This window comes from Pseudomonas sp. K8 (genome assembly GCF_014889455.1).
GTDB classification, from domain to species: domain Bacteria; phylum Pseudomonadota; class Gammaproteobacteria; order Pseudomonadales; family Pseudomonadaceae; genus Aquipseudomonas; species Aquipseudomonas veronii.
Genome location: NZ_VJWO01000001.1, coordinates 273,959 through 296,802, shown reverse-complemented (window position 1 = coordinate 296,802; position 22,844 = coordinate 273,959). Strand labels below are relative to the sequence as shown.

Below are 22,844 nucleotides of genomic sequence, written 5' to 3'. Positions count from 1 at the left end.
TTCGAGTAACCATCGATGGCTGACCAATCGCTGCACCTGCTGATCGAACTGACCGCCAAGGCACGCGACATCGCGGCCCGCGCCCTGGCGCAAAGCCGCACTGCCGAGCAACTGGTGATCAACCAGTTGCGCACCCTGGACCAGTACCAGCAGGAGTACCGCCAGAACCTGCAATTGGAACTGGCCAAGGACGGCATGAGCCCTTCGGCGTTGACCAACTACCGGGGCTTTTTGCAGTCGCTGGAAGAGGCCGTGGAGCGTGCGCAAAAAAGCCTGGAGCGCCACCGCAAACAGGTGGCGCACCACCAGATCACCTGGATGGCGCAGTGGCGCAAGGTCAACGCGATTGAAGCGTTGTTGAGCCGCCGCGCCCAACAGGTGCAAGTGCGCGCCGGGCGTGTCGAGCAACGCCAGATGGACGAACTGGCCAGCCAATTGCGGCGCCGGGCGGCAGCGTTTCCAACTTCCATCGATAGCAGCCTCTAAGGGACACCATGGACATTCTCGCGTCGTTAGCGCCATCGACCGCAGCGCCTGCGCCGGCCAGTCTTCCCGCTGAGGCGACGGTTGCGCCGAGTGAGTCGTTTGCCGCGGTATTAAGCCAGGTCGATGCGCCAGTGGCTGACCCGCTGCCGGTGGTTCAGTCAGCACCGGCCCCGACATTGGCACCGGCATTGGCGGCTGCGGACACCGCCCCGGTCATGCCGGAACCGGCTGCGGCTGCACAGCCCACGCCGGTGGTCGCAGCGCCAGTGCCGCTGGCTGAGCCAGAGCCCGTAGCGGTGGACGAGGTGCCGAATGCCTGGCCCGATCAACCCGTGACAGCGGTTGAAGAACCTGAGTCGACGACCAAGGGCGACAGCTCGCTGGACGACATTCGCCAGCGCATGGCCCTGATCGAAAGCGCCGGCCAGCTGGATACCGCCGCAATGATCGTGGCACCGCCGACGCCTGTCAGCGTGCCGCTGCCTGTGGTGGTCAGCGCTGAGTCAGCCGAGCCCGCCCCGCTGATCAGCAGTCGTGCGCCGGCCCAGGCGACCAGCCTGCCTGCGGCGGATGACGAGGCGGATACGCCGCAACCGATCGACCTGCCCGACGCCATGCCGACGCTGGTCGCCAGCGTCGCCGACAGCGTGCCCAGCGTGCGCGCGCAAACGAACGACAGCCAGGCCCAGAGCCAGCCCGATCCGCAGAGTGTCTTCAGCCTTTCAGCGGCATCCTTCAGCCCGACGAACCTGGCCGTCGCCGACACGGTTGCGAGCAATGGCCTGGTGCTCACGGCCGCCATCGGCAGCGCCGATTGGCAGACTGACCTGGGCCAGCAGATGGTCGACATGGTCACGCGTGGCGAGCAACAAGTGGACTTGCGCCTGCACCCGGCCGAACTCGGCCCGTTGTCCATCAGCCTCAACCTGAATGACGGCACCACCCAGGCGCAGTTCCAGGCCGCCCATGCGTCGGTGCGGGCGGCGGTGGAGCAGGCGTTGCCGCAGTTGCGCGAGGCGCTGGCCACCCAAGGCATCGCGTTGGGGCAAGCCTCGGTCAGCGACCAGTCTTCACGCCAGGCCGCGGGCGGCCAGACACCGCGTGATCCGCAGGCCCAGCCGTCCAGCGCAGCGGTCAGCCGCGACGAAGCACTCCCGGCGCACGTCCAGCAGGTGGTGTTGCGCAGTTCGGGCGTGGACTTGTACGTCTGATTCTCAAATCAAAACAGCGAGATACCGCCGTTACCCTGGTCTTATCGCGCCATGGGCGGAGCAGGGCGATGGTCATACTTGAGCCCTGCCTAACCGTTTTCCTTCATTCCATGGTTCCAGCCAATGACCACCACCCGCAAAACCCCCTGGCTCTTGATTCTGCTGCTGGCGCTGGTCGTCGTCGCCGCCAGTTCCGGCGGCACCTACCTCTATTTCAGTCAACATGGCATGGCGGCGGAGGCAGTGACGGTCGAGCCCGTGGCGCAAAAGCCCCAGGCGCCGCGGTTGGTCACCATCGCCCCGATGACGGTCAACCTGGTGAACGAGCGCGATGAGCAAAGCCTGCTGTACGTGGGGTTTGCCCTGGAAGTGGCGGATGACGCGACCCAGGCCCTGCTGCAGCAATACATGCCGCAAATACGCAGCCAGTTGTTGACCCTGTTGAGCGGGCAGAACACCACGCAGGTGATCACGCCCCAGGGCAAGGCGGCGCTTGCCGGCAAGGTCCTGGAAACCCTCAAGCAGCCCCTGGCGCCGCAGCAACCCGCACCTGCGGTGCTGCGCGTGCTGTACACCGACTTTATCGTGCAATAACCCATGGCCATTGACGATTTGCTCTCCCAGGACGAGATCGACATGTTGCTTCGCGGGGGCGACGACGGCGACGCTGCGGCGGATGACGCCGACACCCTGGACGCCGCGCGGGTGCGCCCTTACGACCCGGCGACCCAGCACCGGGTGATCCATGAGCGTTTGCACGCCCTGGACATCATCAACGAACGCTTCGCCCGTTACTTTCGCATGAGCCTGTTCAACCTGATCCGGCGCAGCATCGATATCACCGTCAAAAGCGTGCGCTACCAGAGCTACAGCGAATTCTCGATGCACATGCCGATGCCCACCAACATCAATCTGTTGGCCATGAAACCGCTGCGCGGCACGGCCCTGGTGGTGTTCCCGCCTAGCGTGGTGTTCATGGTGGTGGACAACCTGTTCGGCGGCGACGGGCGTTTCGTGACTAAGTCCGAAGGTCGCGAGTTCACCCACACCGAGCAGCGCATCATCCGGCGTTTGCTGGGGTTGTCGGTGGATGCCTACAAGGACGCCTGGAAGTCGGTCTACCCCCTGGAAATCGAATACCTGCGTTCCGAGATGCAGGCCAAGTTCGCCAACATCACCAGTTCACCGAATGAAATCGTGGTGAATGCCACCTTCCATCTGGAGGTCGGCAACCTGTCCAGCGATTTCAACATCGTGATCCCGTACCTGATGATCGAGCCGATGCGCCAACTGCTCAACGGCCCGCTGACGGATACCAATCCCGAGGAAGAGCGCCACTGGAACAAGCGCATGGCCGGCGAGATCACCCATTCCGAGATTGAGCTGATCGCCGACTTTGTCGAGCTGGATGCGCGGATGGGCCAGGTCATGGCGCTCAAGGTCGGCGATGTACTGCCTATCGACCTGCCCGAGATCGTCAGTGCGCGGGTCGACGGCGTGCCGGTCATGACCTGCGAATACGGCAGCCAGAACGGCGTGCGCGCGTTACTTGTGAAGGACCTGGTCGATCACTCGCTGAGCCTTTCCTCCTCTTCTACCAGCCGATTCGTGAAGGGCCACGTGTCCACTGCCAAGGAATCCGATCATGACTGATTCAAACACCCTCGAGCCCCAAGAGCCCGATGAATGGGCTGACGCCCTGGCCGAACAGGCCGCCGAAGCCGGTGACGACGACCCGTGGGCGGCGGCCTTGGCCGAACAGGAGCAAACCGACGCGGCGGTTGCCGGCCCGGCGCCAAACGTAGGCTCGAGCCTGTTCAAGCCGTTGCCGGTGCCAGCACCTGCGGCGGCTGCGCGTGAGCTGGAAATGATCATGGATATTCCGGTCAAGCTCAGCGTGGAGCTGGGCCGCACCCGAATCACCATCAAGCAATTGCTGGAGCTGGCCCAGGGCTCGGTGCTGGCGCTGGACGGCCTGGCGGGGGAACCGATGGACATCCTGATCAACAGCTACCTGATCGCCCAGGGCGAAGTGGTGGTGGTGGATGACAAATACGGCATTCGGATCACGGAAATCATTACTCCGTCCGAACGCGTGCAAAAGCTCAACCGATGAGCCTGGTCAGCGCAACACCCGCGCCCCTTGGCGTGCCCTCGGACAACGTGATGAACCTGGCATTGCTGGGCAAGACCGGCCTGGCGCTGCTGGTGGTGCTCGCCTGCGTGCTGGTGTGCGGCTGGCTCGCGCGGCGCATGGGTTCACGGCCGCTGGCGCCGGGGAAGATGCTGCGGGTAGTTAGCAGCACCGGGCTGGGCCAGCGTGAAAAGGTGGTGATTGTGGAGGTGCGCGGCCAATGGCTGGTGCTGGGGGTGACGGCCCAGCAAGTCACCGCCCTGGCGCAAATGGACGCGCCGGCACCCGAGCCTGAGCCGGCGGCGGTCGCACCGGGCGACAGTTTTGCCGAACGCCTGACGCATGCGCTGAAGCACAACCTGCGCAAGGGGCGCGCCTCATGACGGCCCTGGAACCGGCGATGCAGGGCCTGAGCGCCTTCACCGGCCAGGCCGGCGGCCAGCAATGGTCGCTGAGCCTGCAGACCCTGCTGCTGCTCAGCGCCATGGCGTTCCTGCCGGCGGTGCTGCTGATGATGACCGGGTTCACCCGCATCATCATTGTGCTCGGCCTGCTGCGCACGGCCATCGGCACCACCTCGGCACCGCCGAACCAGGTGCTGCTGGGGCTGGCGCTGTTCCTGACGTTTTTCGTCATGTCGCCAACCCTCGACCAGGCATACGAAACCGCCTGGCAGCCGTTCTCCCGGGACGAGATCACGGTGGAGCAATTTCTCGACAAGGGCAGCCAGCCGTTTCGCGCCTTCATGCTGAACCAGACCCGTCAGGGCGACCTCGCATTATTCGCGCGTGTGGCGCGCATCGGCGACCTGCAAGGGCCGGAGGATGTGCCCATGCGTGTGTTGCTGCCGGCCTTTGTCACCAGCGAATTGAAGACCGCGTTCCAGGCCGGTTTCACCATTTTTATCCCGTTCCTGATCATCGACCTGGTGGTGGCGAGCGTGTTGATGGCGCTGGGCATGATGATGGTGCCGCCGTCGACCATCTCGCTGCCGTTCAAGTTGATGCTGTTTGTGCTGGTAGACGGCTGGCAGTTGCTGCTCGGTTCCCTGGCGCAGAGTTTTTATACCTGATGAGGACGTAGACGATGACGCCGGAAATGGTCATGGACCTGGCTTACAAAGGCATGCGGATGAGCATGGTCGTGGCCGCGCCCGTGTTGTTCGTGACGCTGTTTGTCGGCTTGCTGGTGAGCCTGTTCCAGGCGGCCACGCAGATCAACGAATCGACCCTCTCGTTTATCCCCAAGATCATCGGTGTGTGCGTGGTGCTGGTGATCGCCGGGCCCTTGATCATGGAAATGCTGGTGGACTACACCCGCGCGCTGTTCACCAGCCTGCCCACGTTGATTGGCTGACGCACCTTGATCGAGGTCAGTTCGGCGCAACTGCAACTGTGGCTCACCAGCTTTTTCTGGCCGTTCTGCCGGGTGCTGGCGTACCTGATGAGCGACCCGATCCTCGGCCACAAAAACGTGTCGAGCCAGGTGAAGGTCGGCCTGGCGATGCTGCTGGCTTTCTTGCTGGCGCCCAATTTGCCGGCGCTGCCGGAGGTGTCGCTGTTTTCCTGGGCCGGCCTTGGGGTGACGGTGGAGCAGGTGCTGATCGGCATGTCGCTGGGCATGGTGATGCGCGTGACGCTGGCGGTGGTGGAGATGACCGGCGATATCTGCGGCATGCAGATGGGGCTGGCATTTGCCACGTTCTTTTCCGCCGATACCAGCACCAACAGCCTGGTGCTGTCGCGCTACCTGGGCATGATCACGATCCTGATGTTCCTCGCGCTGGACGGCCACCTCATGGTGCTCGAACTGCTGGCGACCACGTTCAAGACGCTGCCCATCGGCCACCTGCGTTTTGACCCCAACGCCTGGAACCTGATTGCGCGCTATGGCAGCACGATCTTTCTCACTGGCCTGTTGCTGGCTTTGCCGATGGTCGCCACGCTGCTGATCATCAGCCTGGCCATGGGCATTCTCAACCGGGTGTCGCCACAGTTGACGGTATTCTCGGTAGGCTTCCCGCTGACCTTGTCCGTGGGCCTGATCCTGCTGATGGTGGTGATGGGCGACCTGGGACCGTTTCTGGCCAGCCTGCTCACCAACACCCTGCACTTCATGCAGTACCTGGTCGACAACATGACCCTTGCTTGACTCATGCACCCTGGTCCAACTGTGGGAGGGGGCTTGCTTCTGATGGTGGTGTTTCAGCCAATGCATCTGGCGACTGGGCTGCTGCTATCGGGGGCAAGCCCCCTCCCACATTTTTGGATGTGATCGAGCAGTGATATGGGTGGCGCCGCTGTTGATGGTGTTTTCGGTGGGCTTGATTCTGGTGATGGGGCTACTTCTGTCCAACCTGCTGCCACGGTCTAAATGTGGGAGGGGGCTTGCCCCCGATGGTGGTGTTTCAGCCAATGCATCTGGCGACTGGGCTGCTGCTATCGGGGGCAAGCCCCCTCCCACATTTTTGGATGTGATCGAGCAGTGATATGGGTGGCGCCGCTGTTGATGGTGTTTTCGGTGGGCTTGATTCTGGTGATGGGGCTACTTCTGTCCAACCTGCTGCCACGGTCTAAATGTGGGAGGGGGCTTGCCCCCGATGGTGGTGTTTCAGCCAATGCATCTGGCGACTGGGCTGCTGCTATCGGGGGCAAGCCCCCTCCCACATTTTTGGATGTGATCGAGCAGTGATATGGGTGGCGCCGCTGTTGATGGTGTTTTCGGTGGGCTTGATTCTGGTGATGGGGCTACTTCTGTCCAACCTGCTGCCACGGTCTAAATGTGGGAGGGGGCTTGCCCCCGATGGTGGTGTTTCAGCCAATGCATCTGGCGACTGGGCTGCTGCTATCGGGGGCAAGCCCCCTCCCACATTTTTGGATGTGATCGAGCAGTGATATGGGTGGCGCCGCTGTTGATGGTGTTTTCGGTGGGCTTGATTTTGGTGATGGGACTACTTCTGTCCAACCTGCTGCCACGGTCTAAATGTGGGAGGGGGCTTGCCCCCGATGGCGGTGTTTCAGCCAAAGCATCTGGCGACTGGGCTGCTGCTATCGGGGGCAAGCCCCCTCCCATATTTTTGGATGTGTTCGAGCAGTGATATGGGTGGCGCCGCTGTTGATGGTGTTTTCGGTGGGCTTGATTCTGGTGATGGGACTACTTCTGTCCAACCTGCTGCCACGGTCTAAATGTGGGAGGGGGCTTGCCCCCGATGGCGGTGTTTCAGCCAATGCATTCGGCGGCTGGGCTGCTGCTATCGGGGGCAAGCCCCCTCTCACATTTTTAGATGTATTCGAACAACGACATCTTCTGCAGGCTGACGAAGGTCTGCTGCGCCGCTTGCAGTGCCACTTGCAACGCGGTGTACTCGGTGACCGACTCGGTGTAGTCGGCATCCACCAACCCCGACAGGCGTTCGGTGTAGCTCAGTGCCAGGTCGTCGCCGATGGTGTCGAGCACGTCCAGCTGGTTAAGCCGCGAGCCGACAGAGGTCTGCACCGTGAGTACGTTGTCCTGGGCATTGCTCAGTTGGCGACTGGCGGTGGACAGGGTGTTGTCCAGGTTGGCCTGGTCGGCGTCGGTTTCCACCGGGGTCTGCAGCACCGAGATCAGGTTTTTCAGGGTCGCGAACAGGTCCGGGTCGGCGTCGGCGGCCTTGCTCACGGTAACCGTGTCGCCGTCCACCGGGGTGCCGCTCAAGGTCAGGGACAGGCCGTTGACTTCCAGCGTGTCGCCCGAGGTGTACGTCACCGGGGTGGCGCCGTCGAGGCTGTATTGCGCGGTGCCGTCGGCGGCGGTGCTGAAGGTCAGGCTGAAGCCGCTGCCGTAATTGGCGTCCTGGGTATCGGTAATGGTCGGGCCGCTGTAGGTCACGCTGCCGCTATTGTCGCCGGCCTCGGCGATAAACCCCGCCGAACTGCTCACCGAAAGGAAAATCGTCGCCCCGGTATCGCCGCTGGCCATGCTCTGAGTGGAGCTGACCTGTTGTGTGATCGCGTTGTTGTCGCCCTGATACACCAGATCGCCATTGGCATCGGTGGCAAACGCCGGGCTTTGGCTCTGGTAGCCGGAAAACAGATAGTTGCCGTTGCTGTCGGTGGCGTTGGCCAGTGTCACCAGCGTGTCGTACACCCCTTGCAGCGAGGTGGCGATGGACTCGCGGTCAGCGTCGCTCAAGGTGCCGTTGTTGGCTTGCACGATCAGCGCCTTGGCGCTGGTGATGGCATCGTTGATGCTGTCCAGGGTGCTTTCTTCCTGGGACAAGGACGTGATGATGGTGCTGCGCGAGTCGGCATATTGCGTATTCGCGGCGATGGCCTGGCGCACGTTGACGGCCTGGGCGGCGGCCAGCGAATCATCCGAAGGGTTGACCACCCGGGTGCCGCTGGACACTTCCTGGGCGGCGTCCTGGTAGGCGCTTTCCTGGGCGAGCATCGAGTTCAGGCTTTGGTTGTAAATCGTCGCACTGCTGAGGCGCATGGCGTCGCTCCGCTCAGAAAGTTATCAGTTGATATCGAGGAGGGTGTCGAGCAGGGACGTGCCCACTTCGACCACCTTCGCGCAGGCCTGGTAATACTGCTGGTAGACGATCAGGTCGGCCGCCTCTTCATCCAGGTTCACCCCCGATTCCGACTGTTGCAGCGTGGTCAGTTGCTCGGTGAGGCCCGACTGGGTTTCCAGTTGCCCGGCGACCTTGCTGGCGGTGCTGCCCACGTCGCTGACCAGCGCCGAGTAGGTCTGGCTGAGGGTCTTGCTGCCGCCGACGATGCTGTCGGTCTGCAGGTTGAGCATCGCCAGGGCATTGCTGTTGTCGCTGCTGCCGGTGGAGGTGCCTGCCGCGATCAGGCTGCCGTCGCTGGTCAAGGTGCTGAAACTGCTGGCGGCGTTACGTGTGGGCAGTACCAGGAAACTGTCGCCGTCATCGGCGGTGCCGCTGATGGCCACGCTCATGCCGGCGAAGGTCAGGGTGTCGTTATTGGCGTCGTAGGTCGAGGTGACGCTGGCGCCGCTGTCGTTGCGGGTCACTGTGTAGCCGTCGGTGGCGGAATACTTGACGGTGTAGTCGGTAGCGCTCAGGGCGCTGACATCGTCGGTAAAGGTCGCGCTCAGCGTCGCATCGCCGGTGTTCTGGGTGTTGCCGTAGATGCTCGGGTCATCCACCGAGAAGAACGCGCTGCCGCTGTCGCCATTCAGGTCGATGCCTGCTGCCTGCAAGGTGTTGAAGGCTTGGGTCAGGCTTACTGCCAGGATGCCCAGCTGGTTTTGCGCGTCGCTCAGGCTGGTGTCGCGAAAATCCATCAGGCCGCCCAGGGAGCCGCCTTCGAAGGTGGAGTCGTCGAGCACGGTGGTGTGGCCGGCGGCGTCGACGTAGGTGACCACGGTTTGCGTCGGGTCGCTGGCCGAGACGGCGGTCTGCAGATCGAAGCTGTCATTGCCCGACACCAGCGCCAGGCCGTTGCTCAGTGCCACGGTGTAGCTGCCGTTGCTTTGGGTGGTGACATCCACGTCCACCAGTTCACTAAGCTGGCTGACCAGCAGGTCGCGCTGGTCGAGCAGGGCGTTGGACGTCGAACCCAGGGCGTCGGACAGGCTGATCTTTTTGTTGAGGCCGGCGATCTGTTCGGTGAGGTCGTTGACCTGGGTGACCTGGTCGCTGATCTGGCTGTTCACGTCGCTGGCCATGTCGTCCAGGTAGCTGCCCAACTGGGTGAACTGCGAGGTCAGGGTTTGCGCGGCGCCGACCACTTCTTCGCGCGCGGCGGTGTCGCTGGCGTCGGAGGTCAGGGTCTGGATCGACGAGAAGAAGCTTTGCATCAGGGTGTCGAGGCTGGCATCGCCATCGGCCAGCAGGCTATCGATCTGGTCGACTTCAGTCTGGTAGGTCGACAGCGCGCTTTCGGCGCTGATGGAGCTGTTGAGCTGGCTGGTGACGAATTGGTTGTACTGGCGGTCGACGCTGGCGATCTGCACGCCGCTGCCCGAGGTGGATTCGGAGAAGTTCGCCACCTGCAAGGTGTAGCCCTCCGTGTAGGCGTTGGTGGTGTTGCTGCTGCTGGTGCTGAGGGCGATCTGCGCGGCGGTCAGGCCGCTGACGCCAATGGAAATAATGCTCATCGAGAAGCTCCTGGGCTACATGGTTGGCACTATCGGCCCGGCAAAAGGGCAACTTGACCCCTGTTCTATAAATCGTTTTGCAGTTGCGCCACGGCCGGCACGTTGCGCAGCGGACCGATGGTGGCCATCACCGAAATCAGCTTCTGTGCATAGCGCGGGTCGGTGGCGTAACCGCCCTGTTGCAACGCGATGGCGGCCTGGGGCGCATCGACGGCATTGCGCACGGCGGCATAACCGGGGCGGTTGCGCATCAGGCGTGCATAGTCGTTGAAGGCAGCGTCGTCGCAGGTATAGACACGAAACGCTTCCAGCTGTTTTTGCGCTTGGGCGTCGGTGTATTCGGTGGTCATCACCTGGGTCGTCGCGCCTTGCCACTGGCCGCCGGCCTTGATGCCGAACAGGTTGTGGCTGTCGGCGCCCTGGGCGGTGGTGATAGTGCGCCGGCCCCAATCGGTTTCCAGGGCGGCCTGGGCCAGGATCAACTCGGCGGGTACGCCACTGGCGCGGGCGGCCTTTTGCGCCGGTTCGCTCAAGCGCGCGATAAACGCCTGCACATGTTCGGGCTGGTCCTTGTCGCCGCCGCTGACTTCACGGCGTTTCCAGGCATCGAACGCCGGGCTGGCAAACGGCGTGGGGCGCGAGGGCGGCAGGTCGAGGAAGGCCGTGGTGGCGCTGTCCAGTTCAGGCGCCTGCCGGGTGGTGTAGCCGCTCAGTTGTCGGGTCAGTTGCTCGGCCAGGCCGATACCTTTGCCCGCCAGGCTCTGGGCCCACTGCTGGTCGAGCATCTCGGTGTACATCTCGGTCTGCGAGTTGTTCGACATCTCCGACTTGGGCACCGCCGCCCGCATGCTCTTGAGCATCATCTGCAGGAACAGCGCCTCGAACTGCTTGCTGGCTTGCTTGAGCCCCGATTGCGGGTCCAGGTGCGCGCTGTTGCGCAGCCGGTCCAGGCCTTGCACATCCAGGGCAAAGCCATCGGTACTGCCGCCTTTGTTCATCAGATGATCTCCAACTCGGCCCGCAAGGAACCGGCCGCCTTGAGCGCCTGCAAGATCACCATCAGGTCCTGTGGCGTGGCGCCGAGTGCATTCAGGCCCTTGATCACGTCCATCAGGTTCGCCGTGCCTTCGAGCAGATGCAGCGAACCGCCTTGGGACTCGATGGAAATATTGCTCTGGGAACTGGTCGCCGTCTGGCCACCACTGAAGGCGCCGGGCTGGCTGACCGTGTTGGTGGTGTCGATGATCACCGACAAATTGCCGTGTGCCACTGCGGCGCGGTACAGCTTCACCGAGCTGTTGAGCACAATGGAGCCGGTGCGCGAATCGAGGATCACCTTGGGGCGCGCCTGGATCGGCAACACTTCGATGCTCTCGATGCGCGCCATGAAGTTGGTGCGCTCATTGGGCGACACCGGGCCCTGAATCTCGATCATCCCGCCGTCCACCGCCGAGGCCACGGTTCGACGCATTTCCAGGTTGATCGCATACACCACGCGTTGTGCCGTGGCCGAGTCCGGTTCGTGCAGGGACAAACCGAGCAGGCCGTGCTCGTTGTTCAAATTCAGCGCCACCGTGCGCTCGATAATCGCGCCTCGGCTGATGCGCCCGCCGGCCAACTGGTTGACCGTCACGCTGCTGCCGTTGGCCGACGCGCCGGCGCCGCCCACCAGCAGGTTGCCCTGTGCCATGGCGTACACCTCGCCATCGGCGCCCTTCATCGGGGTCATCAGCAAGGTGCCGCCGCGCAGGCTTTTGGCGTTGCCGATGGACGACACCACCACATCGATCTGCTGCCCCGGGCGCGAGAGGGCCGGCAGGTTGGCGGTGACGATCACCGCCGCGATATTGCGCATCTGCATGTTCGCGCCGGCCGGCAGGGTCACGCCCAATTGCGACAGCATGTTGGTCAGGCCCTGTTCGGTGAACGGGCTCTGGGTGGTCTGGTCGCCGCTGCCATCCAGGCCGACCACCAGGCCGTAGCCCACCAGGTTGTTGGAGCGGATGCCGGCGAAGTCGGCGATGTCGCGAATCTGCTCGGCGTGAACCGTTGCCCCCAGCCACAACGGGCAGCTCAGCAGCAGGGTGCGCAACGTTCGGGCGGCTCTAGTGAACATGGCGTGGGTACTCAAAAAGGGGAAACGTTGAGGAGGATGCGATGGAGCCAGCCCATCCGCTGCGCTTCGTTGATGTAGCCATCGCCCACGTATTCGATGCGCGCCTGGGACACCTGGGTCGATGACACGGTGTTCTCGCCGGTGATGCTGCGCGGGTTGACCAGCCCGGAAAAGCGGATGAACTCGGTGCCCTGGTTGATCGCGATCTGTTTGTCGCCGCGCACACGCAAGTGCCCGTTGGGCATCACCTGCATCACCGTCACGGAAATCGTGCCGGTGAACGAGTTGTTCGCCTGGGAACCGCCGGCGCCCAGGAAGTCATGAGTCGTCGAAGCATCCAGCCCAAAGGAGCCGACCTGGCTGGCGCGGCTGGAGGTGGTCGCCAGGCTCAATCCCATGGAGCCGGCGCGGCTGGCATTGGAGGAGGAGTTCTTGCTGGCGCTGACCTGTTCTTCCAGCTCGATGGTCAGGGTGTCGCCGACCATGCGCGGGCGGCGGTCTTCGAACAGCGGTTGCGAGCGGCTGCTCTGGTAGATCGAGCCGTTGGCCAGGCGTGCGGGGTAGCCCTGCGCCTGGACTTCTTCGTCGGGCACCACCGGTTTGTGGGGCAGTTGATCGCAGCCGACGAGGGCCAGCACGCCGGCCAGAAGATACTTGTGAGCCATAAAGGGAGTCTCGAACCGGGCGCTCAGAGCTGGGTCAGACGCTGGAGCATCTCGTCCGAGCTTTCGACGGCCTTACTGTTGATTTCATAGGCGCGTTGGGTCTGGATCATGCCGACCATTTCTTCCACCACGTTGACGTTGGAGGTTTCCACGTAGCCCTGGGACAGCGTGCCGCCGCCGTTCAGGCCCGGCGTGGTTTCGGTGGGCGAGCCCGAGGCGTCCGTTTCCAGATACAGGTTTTGGCCGATGCTTTCCAGGCCGGCCGGGTTGATGAACAACGCCAGGTTCAATTGGCCGACCTGGGTCGAGGTAGACGTGGCGGGCGTGGTCACCGAGACGATGCCGTCGCTGCTGATCGTGATGGCTGTGGCGTTGGCCGGGATGGTCACGCCGGCCGACAGTTTGTAGCCGTTGGAGGTGACCATCTCGCCATTGGCATCGAGCTGGAAGCTGCCGTCACGGGTGTAGCCGGTGCTGCCGTCGGGCATGTCCACCTGGAAAAAGCCCAGGCCGTTGATGGCCAGGTCCTTGGAGTTGCTGGTCTGCTCCAGGTTTCCCTGGGTGTGCAGGCGCTCGGTGGCGACTTCGCGCACGCCGGTGCCCACTTGCAAGCCGGAGGGCAGGCGCGTGTCGGTGCTGCTCTGGGCGCCGGGCTGGCGTACGTTCTGGTACACCAGGTCTTCGAACACTGCCCGCGAGCGCTTGAAGCCGTTGGTGCTGACGTTCGCCAGGTTGTTGGCGATCACGTCCATTTGCCCCTGCTGGGCTTCCAGTCCGGTTTTCGCCGTCCACAGTGATCGGATCATCGTTCGGTTCCTTGTCTATTCAACCGGGAGGTCAGCCCTGCAGGGAAAGCAGGCTGTTGGCGCGTTTGGCGTTTTCGTCGGCGGTGCTGATGGCTTTCATCTGCATGTCGTAGCGCCGCGAGTTGTCGATCATCGCGACCATGGCGTTGGTCGGGCTGACGTTGCTGCCTTCCAACGCACCGGGCGCCACGCGCAGGCTGTCGTCGGCCGGCAGCGGCTGCGCGTTCGCGCTGCGGAACAAACCGTCGGTGCCGGCCTGCAAGGTGCCGGGCGGTGCCGACACCAGCTTCAACTTGCCCACTGGGCTCAAGCCGCGGGGTTCCATGCCCAGCTCGCGCACGCTGATGGTGCCGTCGCTGCCCAGGGTGACCTCGCTGCCCAGCGGTACGCTGATCGGCCCGCCGTCACCGATCACCGGGCGCCCGCCCACGGTCATGGCGCCGGTGCCGTCGACCTGCAGGTCACCGCGCCGGGTGTAGGCTTCCTGGCCGTTGCCGGCCTGCACGGCGAGCATCACGTTTGCGCCAAGGGCCACGTCCAGCGCGCGGTCGGTATGCACGATCGGCCCTTCGCTCCAGTCCACGCCCACGCCGTTGGCGGCCACCGAGACGCGGGTCGGCAAGCCTTCGCCCGCCACCGGCGAAGACTGCATCTCCACCAGTTGCGCGCGAAACCCCGGGGTGACGATGTTGGCCAGGTTGTTGGCCACGACGGCCTGCTGTTCGAGCGCCTGATTGGCCCCGCTCATGGCCGTGAAGAGCATGCGATCCATAGGGTCAGGAACCGATATTCACGGCTTGCTGCAACACTTCGCTTTGCGCCGTCACCGACTTGGCGTTCGCCTGGAAGTTGCGCTGGGCAATGATCAGGTTGACCAGTTCGGCGGTCAGGTCGACGTTGGAGTCTTCGGTGGTGCCGCTCAGGATCGAGCCCAGCGAGCCGCTGCTGGCCACGCCAAGCAGGGCCTGGCCGGAGGAGGTGGTGGCCAGCCAGGTGTTGTCGCCGTTGGCTTTGAGGCCGTTTTCATTGCTGAAGGTGGCCAGCTGGATCTGGTCGATGTTTTTGGTCTGGTCGTTGGAGTAGGTGGCGACCACCGTGCCGGTCTCGTCGATGGTGAAGCTCACCAGGCTGCCGGAGGTGTAGCCGTTCTGGGTGATGTCGGACACCGAGGAGTCGTTGCCGAACTGGGTCGTGCCGGTCAGGTCCAGGGTCAGCGACAGGCTGGCCGCGCCGTTGGCCGGGTCGTAGGTGTAGGTGCCGGTTTCGCCGCTGGTGATCAGGCCGCTGGAATTGAAGCTGACGGTCTGGGAGTCGGTCAGCAGGTTGCCGTCGATGGCGGTGTGTACGTCCCAGGTGTTGTCGGCGGTCTTGCTGAAATACAGGGTGCTGGTGTGGCTGGTGCCCAGGGAGTCGTAGAGCGTCGCGCTGGTGGAATAGGAGTAGGTCGACGAGTCGGTCTGGTCGAAGGTGGTGGTGATGATGTCGTCGCTGGCGTCCAGGTTCAGCTCGGCGTCCAGCTCGGTGCTGGCGCTGGCTTGCATGCCGGTGGTGGGGATCTGGATCACGCCGTTGACCCCGAGCAGTTGATCGCCGGCGGCGTTTTCCAGGTAACCGTCGGCGGTCAGGGTCAGTTGGCCGTTGCGCGAGTACACGGTTTGCGTGCCGTCGGAGAAGGTGAAGAAGCCGTCACCGTTGATCGCCAGGTCCAGGGCGTTATCGGTGGTGGTCAGGCTGCCGGATTCGAAGTTCTGCACCACGCCCGAGACCTGGGTACCCAGGCCGACGTCGGCGCCGGAGTACACATCGGCGAACTGCGTGGTCGAGCTTTTGAAGCCCACGGTCTGGGAGTTGGAAATGTTGTTGCTGACCACGTTGAGGTCGGTGGACGCTGCCGACAGACCACTGAGCGCTTGGGAAAAAGCCATGGTGTTTCTCCTTCGTTAGGTAGAGGGTCAGAGGACAAGACTGATGTCGCTGAGGGCGACGTTGTCGTTGACGCCCCCCAGGTCCAGCGCGACTTCGTTGCTGCTGTCGGTGGTGACGCCGGTGACCAGCGCGTATTTCAGGGCGGTGCTGGCCACGGCGACGTCGTCGGTGGTAGCGCTGATAGAGAAGGTGTAGGCGCCGTCGGCGGCCGTGGTGCCGTCGTCTTGCAGGCCGTCCCACGACAACGCCTGGGTGCCGGCGCTCATGCTGCCCTCGTCCAGGGTCCGCACGACGGTGCCGCTGCTGTCTTTGATGGTGACGCTGACGCTGTCGGCATCGCTGTCCAGAGTGACGCCAAACGTGGTCGCCACGCCGCTGTCGACCTGGATCACATTGCCGTCGATCAACACGCCGTTGCCCACCAGGGCCGAGGCTTGCAGGGTTTCGGAGGCGCTGATCTGGCTGGAGATGCCTTCCAGGGTGCTGGTGACGTCTTCGATGCTGCTGATGGTGCTGATCTGCGCCAGCTGGGTGACCATCTCGCTGTTGTCCATCGGGTCGGTGGGGTCCTGGTTCTGCAGCTCGGTGGTCAGCAGCGTGAGGAACTGGTCCTGCAAGTCGTCCGCCGCCGAAGTGGTGCTTTCGGCGGTGGTGCTGGTGCTGTTCATCGTCGACAGCACCGAGCTGGCAATCGTACTGGTCATGGTTTACGCCTCACCTAGGGTCAAAGTTTTCAGCATCATTTCCTTGCTGGTGGACATGACCTCGACGTTGGCCTGGTAAGAGCGCGACGCAGAGATCATGTTGACCATTTCGCCCACCGGCTCGACGTTGGGCATGGTCACGAAGCCCGATTCGTCGGCCAATGGGTCGCCGGGGCGGTATTCCTGGCGCATCGGCGAGCCGTCTTCGACCACCTGGCTGACGCGCACGCCACCGATGCTGCTGCCGGCCTGGTATTGCGACTCGAACACCACCTGCCGCGCCCGGTAGGCTTCGTTGTCCGGGCCGCTGGTGGTGTCGGCGTTGGCCAGGTTGCTGGCGGTTACGTTCATGCGCTGGGACTGGGCGCTCAGCGCGGAGCCGGCGATATCGAAAATGCTGAACATCGACATGGTGGTTTCCCTGGGTTATTCGGACTGCATGGCGGTCTTGAGCGACTGCAGGCGGCTGCTCAGAAAGGTCAGGCTGGCCTGGTACCGCACGGCGTTATCGGTGAACTGCGCGCGTTCGCGGTCCATGTCCACGGTGTTGCCGTCCAGGCTCGGTTGGTCCGGCACGCGGTAGAGCAGGTCGCGGCTGGCGAAGCGGCTGGAGTCGGCGTGCAGGTGGCGGTCGGACGTGGTGGCCAGGGTCATGCCGCGGCCCTGGGTGTGGGACTTTTGCAGGGAGCTGGCCAGTTCGGCGCTGAAGTCGAAATCCCGCGCGCGGAAGTTGGGTGTGTCGGCGTTGGCGATGTTATTGGCCAATACCTGCTGGCGCTCAGCCCGCAAACTCATTGCGTCCTGCTGAAAGCGCAGCTCGTTGTCGAGCTTGTCGATCATGGTTGCGGACCTGTGCATCAAATAAATGAACGGCTCGCAGGTTAGTCCCAAGGCTGCCCCGGCAAAGGCCGAAACAGGCGGCTATTTGACGACCAATTCAGGCCTTGCCTCGCTGGCGGGGCGACTAGAATTCTGCGCTGGGTAGCGCGGAGGGCGGGATCGATGACAAGACGGATGTGGGGCTTGATGGGCCTGTTGTGCTGCACCTTGGCCCAGGCGGACGGCCTGCAGGAGCAGGTGCGCGAGGTGATTGCGCCACGCTTGCCCGCGCGCGCCCAATTGGTTGCCGTGGACATCGGCCAACCGGCGGCGCGCATCGCGGCCTGCGCCCACCCGCGGCCGTATCTGGTGCGCCCGGAGCAAAGCGTGATCGGTCGGGTGGCCGTGGGCGTGCGTTGCCTGGACGAGGTCGCGGGTTACCTGCAAGTCAGCGTGCGCGTGGTCGGCGACTACGTGGTCAGTCGTCAGCGGATTGCCGCGGGTGAGGTGATCAAGGCGCCGATGCTGGAACTCAAGCGCGGCCCGCTGGAGCGCCTGCCCAAAGGCAGCGTGTTCGAGCCTTCGCAGATCATCGGCCGCCAGGCCAGCCGCAACCTAAGCCGGGGCATGGTTATCACCGTGAATCACGTGCGCGAGCGTTGGCTGGTCGAGCGGAACGCCCGCGTGGTCCTGCAGGCCCGGGGCGCTGGCTTCACCATCCGCCGCGAAGGCAAGGCACTGGACAACGGCAGCCTGGGCAGCAACGTGCGCGTCATGGGCAACGACGGCAAAATGCTCAACGCCCAGGTGGTGGGCCAGAACGAATTGCAGCTGCGCTACTGATTTTTTTAGCGAAACCCGATTACCGGTCAAAGTTTGCCGTCGCGATTGCCGATAGTTGACCCAACCACAGCCAATTGAAGCCTCTAACGTGAAAATCATAAGTGCAAACCTGACCAACACCCTGGCGCCCGCTGACAGCAACGCAGGCGGTAATCAACGCGTGGAACTGCAACCTCTCGAAGCCACCCTCGACGACGGCGTGCAAGTCTCCAGCAGCACCGCCAGCTCGCAGGTCGCGACGTCGGCGGACGTGGACATGGAGAAAGTCGCGGCGCTGCGCCAGGCCATCGACAGTGGCACCTATCAGGTCAGCGCGGATTCGATATTCGACGGCCTGGCCTCCAGCGTGCGCGAAACCCTTCCATGAGCGTTGGTCGATGAGCAGCAGGTACCTATGAGTCTGGCGAAACACTTGGAGTTGCAGCAGCAGGCGATCGTCGAACTGATCGACTGGCTGGAACTGGAGCGGCGTGCATTGGCCCAGGCCAAGGTCGACGGTGAAAAACTGCAGGAACTGACGGCGTGCAAGCAGGCGGCGTTGCAGAAGCTGGAGCAGTTGGAAGCGATTCGGTCTGGGGCGCAGTTGAAGCTCGGCTATGGGGCAGGGCGGCAGGGGGCGCTGAAGTCGGCGCAGGATGCCGATTGCGTCGCGGCCTGGCGGAAAGTGCAGGCACTGGCGCGGCGGGCGCGGCAGCTTAATATCGCCAATGGCGAGGCGTTGGGGCTGCGGATGGCGAGTAATCAGCGGGTTGTCGGGTTTTTGAATTCGGTTATTGGTAACAAGTTGTATGGGCCGGATGGGCGCAGGCTGCGCGGCGTTGATTGAGTAGTGATGTTGTCTGTGTGATCGAAACAAACTTAGGCAGCAAATCGACGAGAAGGTTAAACGCGAACGAGAGGCCGCTAAGTCGGGCCCCTATGAAGGTGATTGGTCATCCGGTAAGACCCTTCGGGGTAAAACCTAGATCACTGTGCCGGCCGGCAAGCCTCCAGTGATTTATGTCCGCGTGGCTCATGACAGTAACTGCATGGTCATTGCGCTATATACCTTCAGCCCCTGCAGATCGCTGGCCCTTGCCTGAGTGCAACCCAGTTTGGCCAGCCAACGGTGTGCAGGGTTCTTGTCCAACGCAACCGCGTGCAGCGCTACAGGTGTAAGGCCTAATCCAATCAGTACTTGAGGGCCTTGTTCACTGACCAACAGGAATTCGTTCGCGCCCACGCCAACTGCCCGGTCCAGCCCGGCATAGAGGTTGCGCTTCCAATCAGTGATGTGCGACTGCCAACGGGCAAAATTGCCTCCCCCTTTTTGGCGGTACTCGTCGCTCTGCAACACGGCAAGCGTGTCGACTGAATGCAGGGCCAGGTAGGCCGGGCAATCGCCGCTCAAGGCTTTGAACCGCTGCGAGGAGCTGAATCCGCTCACCGAGATCAGCGCTGGCAGTTTTTCCAGGCTGTAAAACGCATTCCACTCAGCTTCGCTGGCGGGGTCAGCGTAGTTGCATTCGACTGTATAAATCATCATGTCACTTCGTTGGTTGATGTTTTATCATGCTAGTGACACGGTAATGAGCCATAAAACGACTTTTCGGCACTCTGCAGTGATTAAACATCAAGGTGGAGGCCTTGACTTGAACCAGGAATGCCCATGCGTCGAAAGCTCCCGAGTAACGCTGCCCTGATGGCCTTTGAAGCCGCAGCCCGGCATGGCAGTTTCGCCCGTGCCGCAGACGAGTTGGCCCTGACTGAAGGCGCCATCAGCCGGCAGATAGGCCGTCTGGAGGCGTTTCTGGGGGTCACGTTATTCGAGCGTGTTGGCAACCGTGTGCGGCTCTTGCCCAACGGTGAGCGCTACGCGGCCCAAGTGCGCGAACTACTCGACCGGCTCGACAGGGACAGCCAGTATTTGATGGGCCAGCCCAGCGACGGCGCCAGCCTGGATATCGCCGTCAGCCCAACCTTTGCCCTGCGCTGGCTAATTCCGCGGTTGGCCGGCTTTGGCCAGCAACACCCGAATATCTGCGTACACCTCTCGGAACGTATGGAACCGTTCGTGCTCGCCGGCAGCGGTTTTGATGCCGCCATCCATTTTGAGCACCCGGCGTGGACGGGCATGCAGACGCACCGCCTGTTGAACGAAGTGTTAATTCCGGTTTGTCACCCTGGCCTGCTGAAGCCGGGCAAGCAGGCAACGGCTCTGGATTCACTGCCGCGATTACACCGACGACAGAACCCGGATGCCTGGCAGCGTTACGCCCAGCAAACCGGGATTGTCCTGAGCAACGCCGCGATGGGCGCGCGCTACGATTTGCATGCGATGCTGATCGAAGCCGCGCTGGCGGGGCTCGGCGTGGCACTCGTACCGCGCCTGTACGTGGAAGCCGAACTGGCGCAAGGCCGGCTGGTCGCGCCATGGCCACAAGAGAAGAATGTCGCCAAGGCCTTTTGCCTCGTGCTACCCGAACCGCTTGAACTGAGCCGCGCGCCCATCCAGGTATTTGCGCGTTGGCTGTTGGAGGAAGCGCAGGTGAAGTAGGGGATGCGGTGGGGCCTGTACCGGATTGGTTCAGACGCTGAGCGACTCAGAACTTCACATTGAAACCGGCATGCATCAGCGCAGTCGATGGCCACGCAGGGTACCAGGTCGAAATTCACGGTATCGCGGAACGCTTCATTGATCCGCACGCCATTGAGATAAACCGCCAGCCCCTGTGGGGTTCCTTATTCCTGGCGGGATAAATGCGTCAATGTCTGTTTGTAAAACCACGACCTATTAATAGGGGGGTAAGACTTTTGGATGAGTTGAAGGGGCGTGCAATGTGTTTTTTTGATTTTTTGGTAATAAGGAAGAGAGGGTTAGTTGGTTTAATACAGTAGTCGAGGTTTTATTTTTATGGAGGTGTAAATGCAGTTGCGGTCTACATTGATAGACGCCCGTCATCAGACACAGAGTTTTGGACAGATTTGTGGGGCTCCCGTCGGACCTTAACGTGCCATGACGTTGACGATTACATGCAGGATGAAGGCGGGTCCATAACAAGGCTGGCCCTGTTCATCTTCGATACGCCAGATGGATGTGAGTGTGCAGGTCTCTCTTGGGGCGCCGAACTCCACGCTGATACGTACCGGCTGGCCGGGCAGGGTTTCGGCGATGGGGATTTCGTTGTTCAGGCTGCGCAGGTGGGTGTCCATCACCACTTCCAAGGGAACGCCGGACGCGCTGCGGCGAGCGATTACGTATTCGCCGTCGACCCGTACCAATTTCCGACCGCGCCACGGGCGGGCGCCAAGGTTCTGGATCTCCCAGGTTTTCTGAAACGTCTCACCGGGCAGCACCACGGTCTGGTCTGGGGTGGTGACATCCGCGTTGAAGACAGCTATATCGCTGGGGTCACGCAGGCCGGTGGCGCGATTAGTGGTTGCCATTGAACAGGCATCCCCCGGTGCGCCAGCCAGGTCGGCGAAGTAGCGGAATAACAGCAGCGGCGAAACCTGCAACGCCTTGGCCAGTTTGATCAGGGTGCGTACTGAGGGATCTTGTGAGGCTCCGCCGGTCAATCCGTAGAGGTAGGTTCGGGAAATGCCGGCTTCTTTGGCCAGGGCTGTCAGGGGCTTTCCCAGTTCTCGGCTGCGTCGCATAACCAAGGCTCGAAGCGTATCGCGTGTTCTGATGTTCATATTCGAGTGTTGATCTCCGGTCCTTGGTGATAGTCGTCACGTTGTTCGCCAAAAAGGACAACCTGCTCGCCGCTACGTATATCGAGCGATGCACACTTGCGACCTGCTAGCGACGTGGTGAAGGACATGGATAGGTCCCGTTTGGGGTGGCTACATCCAGTGTCGTGGTTTCTCGCATGCTTGCGAACCTTGTGTGTGTTGCATTCCTTTACAATCATCTTTGGATATAGCGATGACTCAAATAAAAACGTGCTGTGAATCCATTGTTCGATCAGGCTTCGGCATCCTGCAAATGTCTGATGCCATGCTGCAGGACTACAAAAAATTGTTGATGGATATTCAGCAATCTCTCAGGCCACTAAAGATTCATTTTCCTTTGTTCAAACGCTGCTAAATTTTTCCCGCTCGCAACCATCAGTTTAAATAGTGCCATAAACGTCCGCACACCAAGTTCGGTAATCAACCGATTCAACTTCTCTAATATTCTAGCGGGTTCGAACATCCCATGTTTCTAAACTTCAACGCTCTTTACCTCGAAGGCTTGCTTTTGGGCATGGGGCTGTTCGCCGCGCCTGGTCCGAAAGACACCTTGGTCATCCGCCAAGGTGTGGGCCGGGGTCCGATCTGGGCCGTGGTTGCTATCTGCGTACTCGCCGATGTCCTACTGATCGCTGTTGGCGTCGCAGGGTTGGGTTCATTGCTGGGAAGTCGGCCGGGTGTGGTGGCGCTGTTGCTGCTGTCCGGTGCGGCGTATTTGCTTTGGTTTGGCGGTCAACGCTTGCTGGCGTGCCTACGTAACCAGTCCATGCCCAACACGCAAGGCGGTCACTCGCAACGAGGCTTGCTGCGCACAGCACTGGTGCTCGGGTTTGCCAATCCCTACGCCTGGCTTGATACCGTCGTGCTGATCGGCTCGATCGGCGCAGCCAAACCCACCGGCCAACAAGCACTGTTCGCGAGCGGCGCGATGACGGCGTCGTTGGTGTGGTTTGTGATACTGGCGCTGGGATGTCAGCGTTTGACGCGGCTGTTCCAGGCGCCAGTGGTGTGGCGCTGGTTGGATGCGGGTGTGGCGGTGTTGATGGTGTACCTGGCCGGGATGTTGATCACTGATTCAGTGGGTGTCTTTCAGCAGGTAATCGGGGTCAGACTCTGAAGAGTCCAAAGGGCTGCGAACGCCTCAATGTCGTCTTTCACCAGGTCGGCTTGGGCGTATCGCGCTGGAGAAAGAGTAATCTGCCGGTTGCGATAGGCCGAAGTCGGCCAGAAGCGGACGCTTGGAGTGCAGAAAATAAATCTGTCCCCCCTTTTACTGCAAGCAGACACTGGAACAGTCCATGACAGC

The 22,844-nt window shown here is 62.2% G+C and carries 27 protein-coding genes; 14 read left to right on the top strand and 13 right to left on the bottom strand.

Features of this window, described 5'->3' with window-relative positions:
- Nucleotides 1–15: 15 nt before the first annotated feature.
- The 9 genes from fliJ (at nt 16) to fliR (ending at nt 5,982) form a co-directional block, all read left to right on the top strand.
- Nucleotides 16–486 (top strand): flagellar export protein FliJ, encoded by a 471-nt coding sequence (fliJ, locus tag INT12_RS01375; protein WP_169886117.1) that lies wholly within the window; start codon nt 16–18, stop codon nt 484–486.
- 8 nt (nt 487–494) lie between these two features.
- Nucleotides 495–1,697 carry a flagellar hook-length control protein FliK gene (locus INT12_RS01370; protein ID WP_193040302.1) on the top strand — a complete coding sequence of 401 codons (1,203 nt, stop codon included), beginning with the start codon at nt 495–497 and terminating at the stop codon, nt 1,695–1,697.
- 123 nt (nt 1,698–1,820) lie between these two features.
- On the top strand, nt 1,821–2,291 hold the full coding sequence (gene fliL, locus INT12_RS01365; protein ID WP_046382138.1) for a flagellar basal body-associated protein FliL: 471 nt from the start codon (nt 1,821–1,823) through the stop codon (nt 2,289–2,291).
- Nucleotides 2,292–2,294: 3 nt separating this feature from the next.
- Nucleotides 2,295–3,350, top strand: a complete 1,056-nt coding sequence (gene fliM, locus INT12_RS01360) for a flagellar motor switch protein FliM (RefSeq protein WP_046382139.1) — start codon at nt 2,295–2,297, stop codon at nt 3,348–3,350.
- A complete protein-coding gene (gene fliN, locus INT12_RS01355; RefSeq protein ID WP_169886113.1) occupies nt 3,343–3,813 on the top strand; it encodes a flagellar motor switch protein FliN in 471 nt (156 codons plus the stop codon). Before fliM ends, fliN begins: the two co-directional genes overlap by 8 nt.
- On the top strand, nt 3,810–4,214 hold the full coding sequence (gene fliO / locus INT12_RS01350) for a flagellar biosynthetic protein FliO (RefSeq protein WP_193040301.1): 405 nt from the start codon (nt 3,810–3,812) through the stop codon (nt 4,212–4,214). The genes fliN and fliO overlap by 4 nt, the downstream gene beginning before the upstream one ends.
- Entirely contained in the window at nt 4,211–4,903 is a 693-nt protein-coding gene (fliP, locus tag INT12_RS01345) for a flagellar type III secretion system pore protein FliP (protein WP_193040300.1), read from the top strand. The genes fliO and fliP overlap by 4 nt, the downstream gene beginning before the upstream one ends.
- A gap of 14 nt (nt 4,904–4,917) precedes the next feature.
- Nucleotides 4,918–5,187: a flagellar biosynthesis protein FliQ gene (gene fliQ / locus INT12_RS01340; RefSeq protein WP_169886109.1), complete on the top strand. Its 270-nt coding sequence runs from the start codon at nt 4,918–4,920 to the stop codon at nt 5,185–5,187.
- A gap of 6 nt (nt 5,188–5,193) precedes the next feature.
- On the top strand, nt 5,194–5,982 hold the full coding sequence (gene fliR, locus INT12_RS01335) for a flagellar biosynthetic protein FliR (RefSeq protein ID WP_079444656.1): 789 nt from the start codon (nt 5,194–5,196) through the stop codon (nt 5,980–5,982).
- A 1,128-nt stretch (nt 5,983–7,110) separates the two neighbouring features.
- On the opposite strand, the gene flgL is transcribed toward fliR, so the two are convergent.
- The 11 genes from flgL to flgB form a co-directional block, all read right to left on the bottom strand.
- Nucleotides 7,111–8,307 carry a flagellar hook-associated protein FlgL gene (gene flgL, locus INT12_RS01330; RefSeq protein WP_193040299.1) on the bottom strand — a complete coding sequence of 399 codons (1,197 nt, stop codon included), beginning with the start codon at nt 8,305–8,307 and terminating at the stop codon, nt 7,111–7,113.
- A 24-nt stretch (nt 8,308–8,331) separates the two neighbouring features.
- Nucleotides 8,332–9,942, bottom strand: coding sequence for a flagellar hook-associated protein FlgK (gene flgK, locus INT12_RS01325; RefSeq protein WP_193040298.1), 1,611 nt, complete (start codon nt 9,940–9,942; stop codon nt 8,332–8,334).
- Between the two features lie 65 nt (nt 9,943–10,007).
- Complete coding sequence (gene flgJ, locus INT12_RS01320) at nt 10,008–10,940, bottom strand: flagellar assembly peptidoglycan hydrolase FlgJ (protein ID WP_079444653.1); 933 nt, start codon at nt 10,938–10,940, stop codon at nt 10,008–10,010.
- Entirely contained in the window at nt 10,940–12,058 is a 1,119-nt protein-coding gene (locus INT12_RS01315) for a flagellar basal body P-ring protein FlgI (protein ID WP_226925929.1), read from the bottom strand. Before INT12_RS01315 ends, flgJ begins: the two co-directional genes overlap by 1 nt.
- 11 nt (nt 12,059–12,069) lie before the next feature.
- A complete protein-coding gene (locus INT12_RS01310) occupies nt 12,070–12,723 on the bottom strand; it encodes a flagellar basal body L-ring protein FlgH (protein ID WP_193040297.1) in 654 nt (217 codons plus the stop codon).
- Between the two features lie 23 nt (nt 12,724–12,746).
- Nucleotides 12,747–13,529 (bottom strand): flagellar basal-body rod protein FlgG, encoded by a 783-nt coding sequence (gene flgG, locus INT12_RS01305; protein WP_169886100.1) that lies wholly within the window; start codon nt 13,527–13,529, stop codon nt 12,747–12,749.
- 31 nt (nt 13,530–13,560) lie between these two features.
- Nucleotides 13,561–14,301, bottom strand: a complete 741-nt coding sequence (locus tag INT12_RS01300; RefSeq protein ID WP_046382151.1) for a flagellar basal body rod protein FlgF — start codon at nt 14,299–14,301, stop codon at nt 13,561–13,563.
- Nucleotides 14,302–14,305: 4 nt separating this feature from the next.
- On the bottom strand, nt 14,306–15,454 hold the full coding sequence (flgE, locus tag INT12_RS01295) for a flagellar hook protein FlgE (protein ID WP_193040296.1): 1,149 nt from the start codon (nt 15,452–15,454) through the stop codon (nt 14,306–14,308).
- Nucleotides 15,455–15,481: 27 nt separating this feature from the next.
- Nucleotides 15,482–16,159 carry a flagellar hook assembly protein FlgD gene (locus INT12_RS01290; RefSeq protein ID WP_046382153.1) on the bottom strand — a complete coding sequence of 226 codons (678 nt, stop codon included), beginning with the start codon at nt 16,157–16,159 and terminating at the stop codon, nt 15,482–15,484.
- A gap of 3 nt (nt 16,160–16,162) precedes the next feature.
- A complete protein-coding gene (gene flgC, locus INT12_RS01285; protein WP_108524530.1) occupies nt 16,163–16,570 on the bottom strand; it encodes a flagellar basal body rod protein FlgC in 408 nt (135 codons plus the stop codon).
- 15 nt (nt 16,571–16,585) lie between these two features.
- Complete coding sequence (gene flgB / locus INT12_RS01280) at nt 16,586–16,999, bottom strand: flagellar basal body rod protein FlgB (protein ID WP_046382155.1); 414 nt, start codon at nt 16,997–16,999, stop codon at nt 16,586–16,588.
- Between the two features lie 162 nt (nt 17,000–17,161).
- On the opposite strand from flgB, the gene flgA reads away from it, so the two are divergent.
- The 3 genes from flgA to INT12_RS01265 all read left to right on the top strand — a co-directional run bounded on the left by flgA (nt 17,162) and on the right by INT12_RS01265 (nt 18,647).
- Complete coding sequence (flgA, locus tag INT12_RS01275; RefSeq protein ID WP_226925927.1) at nt 17,162–17,821, top strand: flagellar basal body P-ring formation chaperone FlgA; 660 nt, start codon at nt 17,162–17,164, stop codon at nt 17,819–17,821.
- A gap of 88 nt (nt 17,822–17,909) precedes the next feature.
- Complete coding sequence (flgM, locus tag INT12_RS01270; protein ID WP_169886096.1) at nt 17,910–18,188, top strand: flagellar biosynthesis anti-sigma factor FlgM; 279 nt, start codon at nt 17,910–17,912, stop codon at nt 18,186–18,188.
- Nucleotides 18,189–18,215: 27 nt separating this feature from the next.
- The gene (locus INT12_RS01265; protein WP_193040295.1) at nt 18,216–18,647 is read left to right on the top strand and encodes a flagella synthesis protein FlgN; all 432 of its coding nucleotides are present in this window, start codon (nt 18,216–18,218) and stop codon (nt 18,645–18,647) included.
- A gap of 186 nt (nt 18,648–18,833) precedes the next feature.
- Here the strand turns inward: INT12_RS01265 and INT12_RS01260 are convergent, their stop codons facing one another.
- Nucleotides 18,834–19,343 (bottom strand): hypothetical protein, encoded by a 510-nt coding sequence (locus INT12_RS01260; protein ID WP_046484765.1) that lies wholly within the window; start codon nt 19,341–19,343, stop codon nt 18,834–18,836.
- Between the two features lie 126 nt (nt 19,344–19,469).
- On the opposite strand from INT12_RS01260, the gene INT12_RS01255 reads away from it, so the two are divergent.
- Nucleotides 19,470–20,357 (top strand): LysR substrate-binding domain-containing protein, encoded by an 888-nt coding sequence (locus INT12_RS01255; protein WP_017846743.1) that lies wholly within the window; start codon nt 19,470–19,472, stop codon nt 20,355–20,357.
- Nucleotides 20,358–20,806: 449 nt separating this feature from the next.
- On the opposite strand, the gene INT12_RS01250 is transcribed toward INT12_RS01255, so the two are convergent.
- Nucleotides 20,807–21,460 (bottom strand): NBR1-Ig-like domain-containing protein, encoded by a 654-nt coding sequence (locus tag INT12_RS01250; protein WP_017846744.1) that lies wholly within the window; start codon nt 21,458–21,460, stop codon nt 20,807–20,809.
- A 544-nt stretch (nt 21,461–22,004) separates the two neighbouring features.
- Here INT12_RS01250 and INT12_RS01245 point away from each other — a divergent pair.
- A complete protein-coding gene (locus INT12_RS01245) occupies nt 22,005–22,655 on the top strand; it encodes a LysE/ArgO family amino acid transporter (protein WP_108524526.1) in 651 nt (216 codons plus the stop codon).
- The last annotated feature ends 189 nt before the right edge of the window (nt 22,656–22,844 follow it).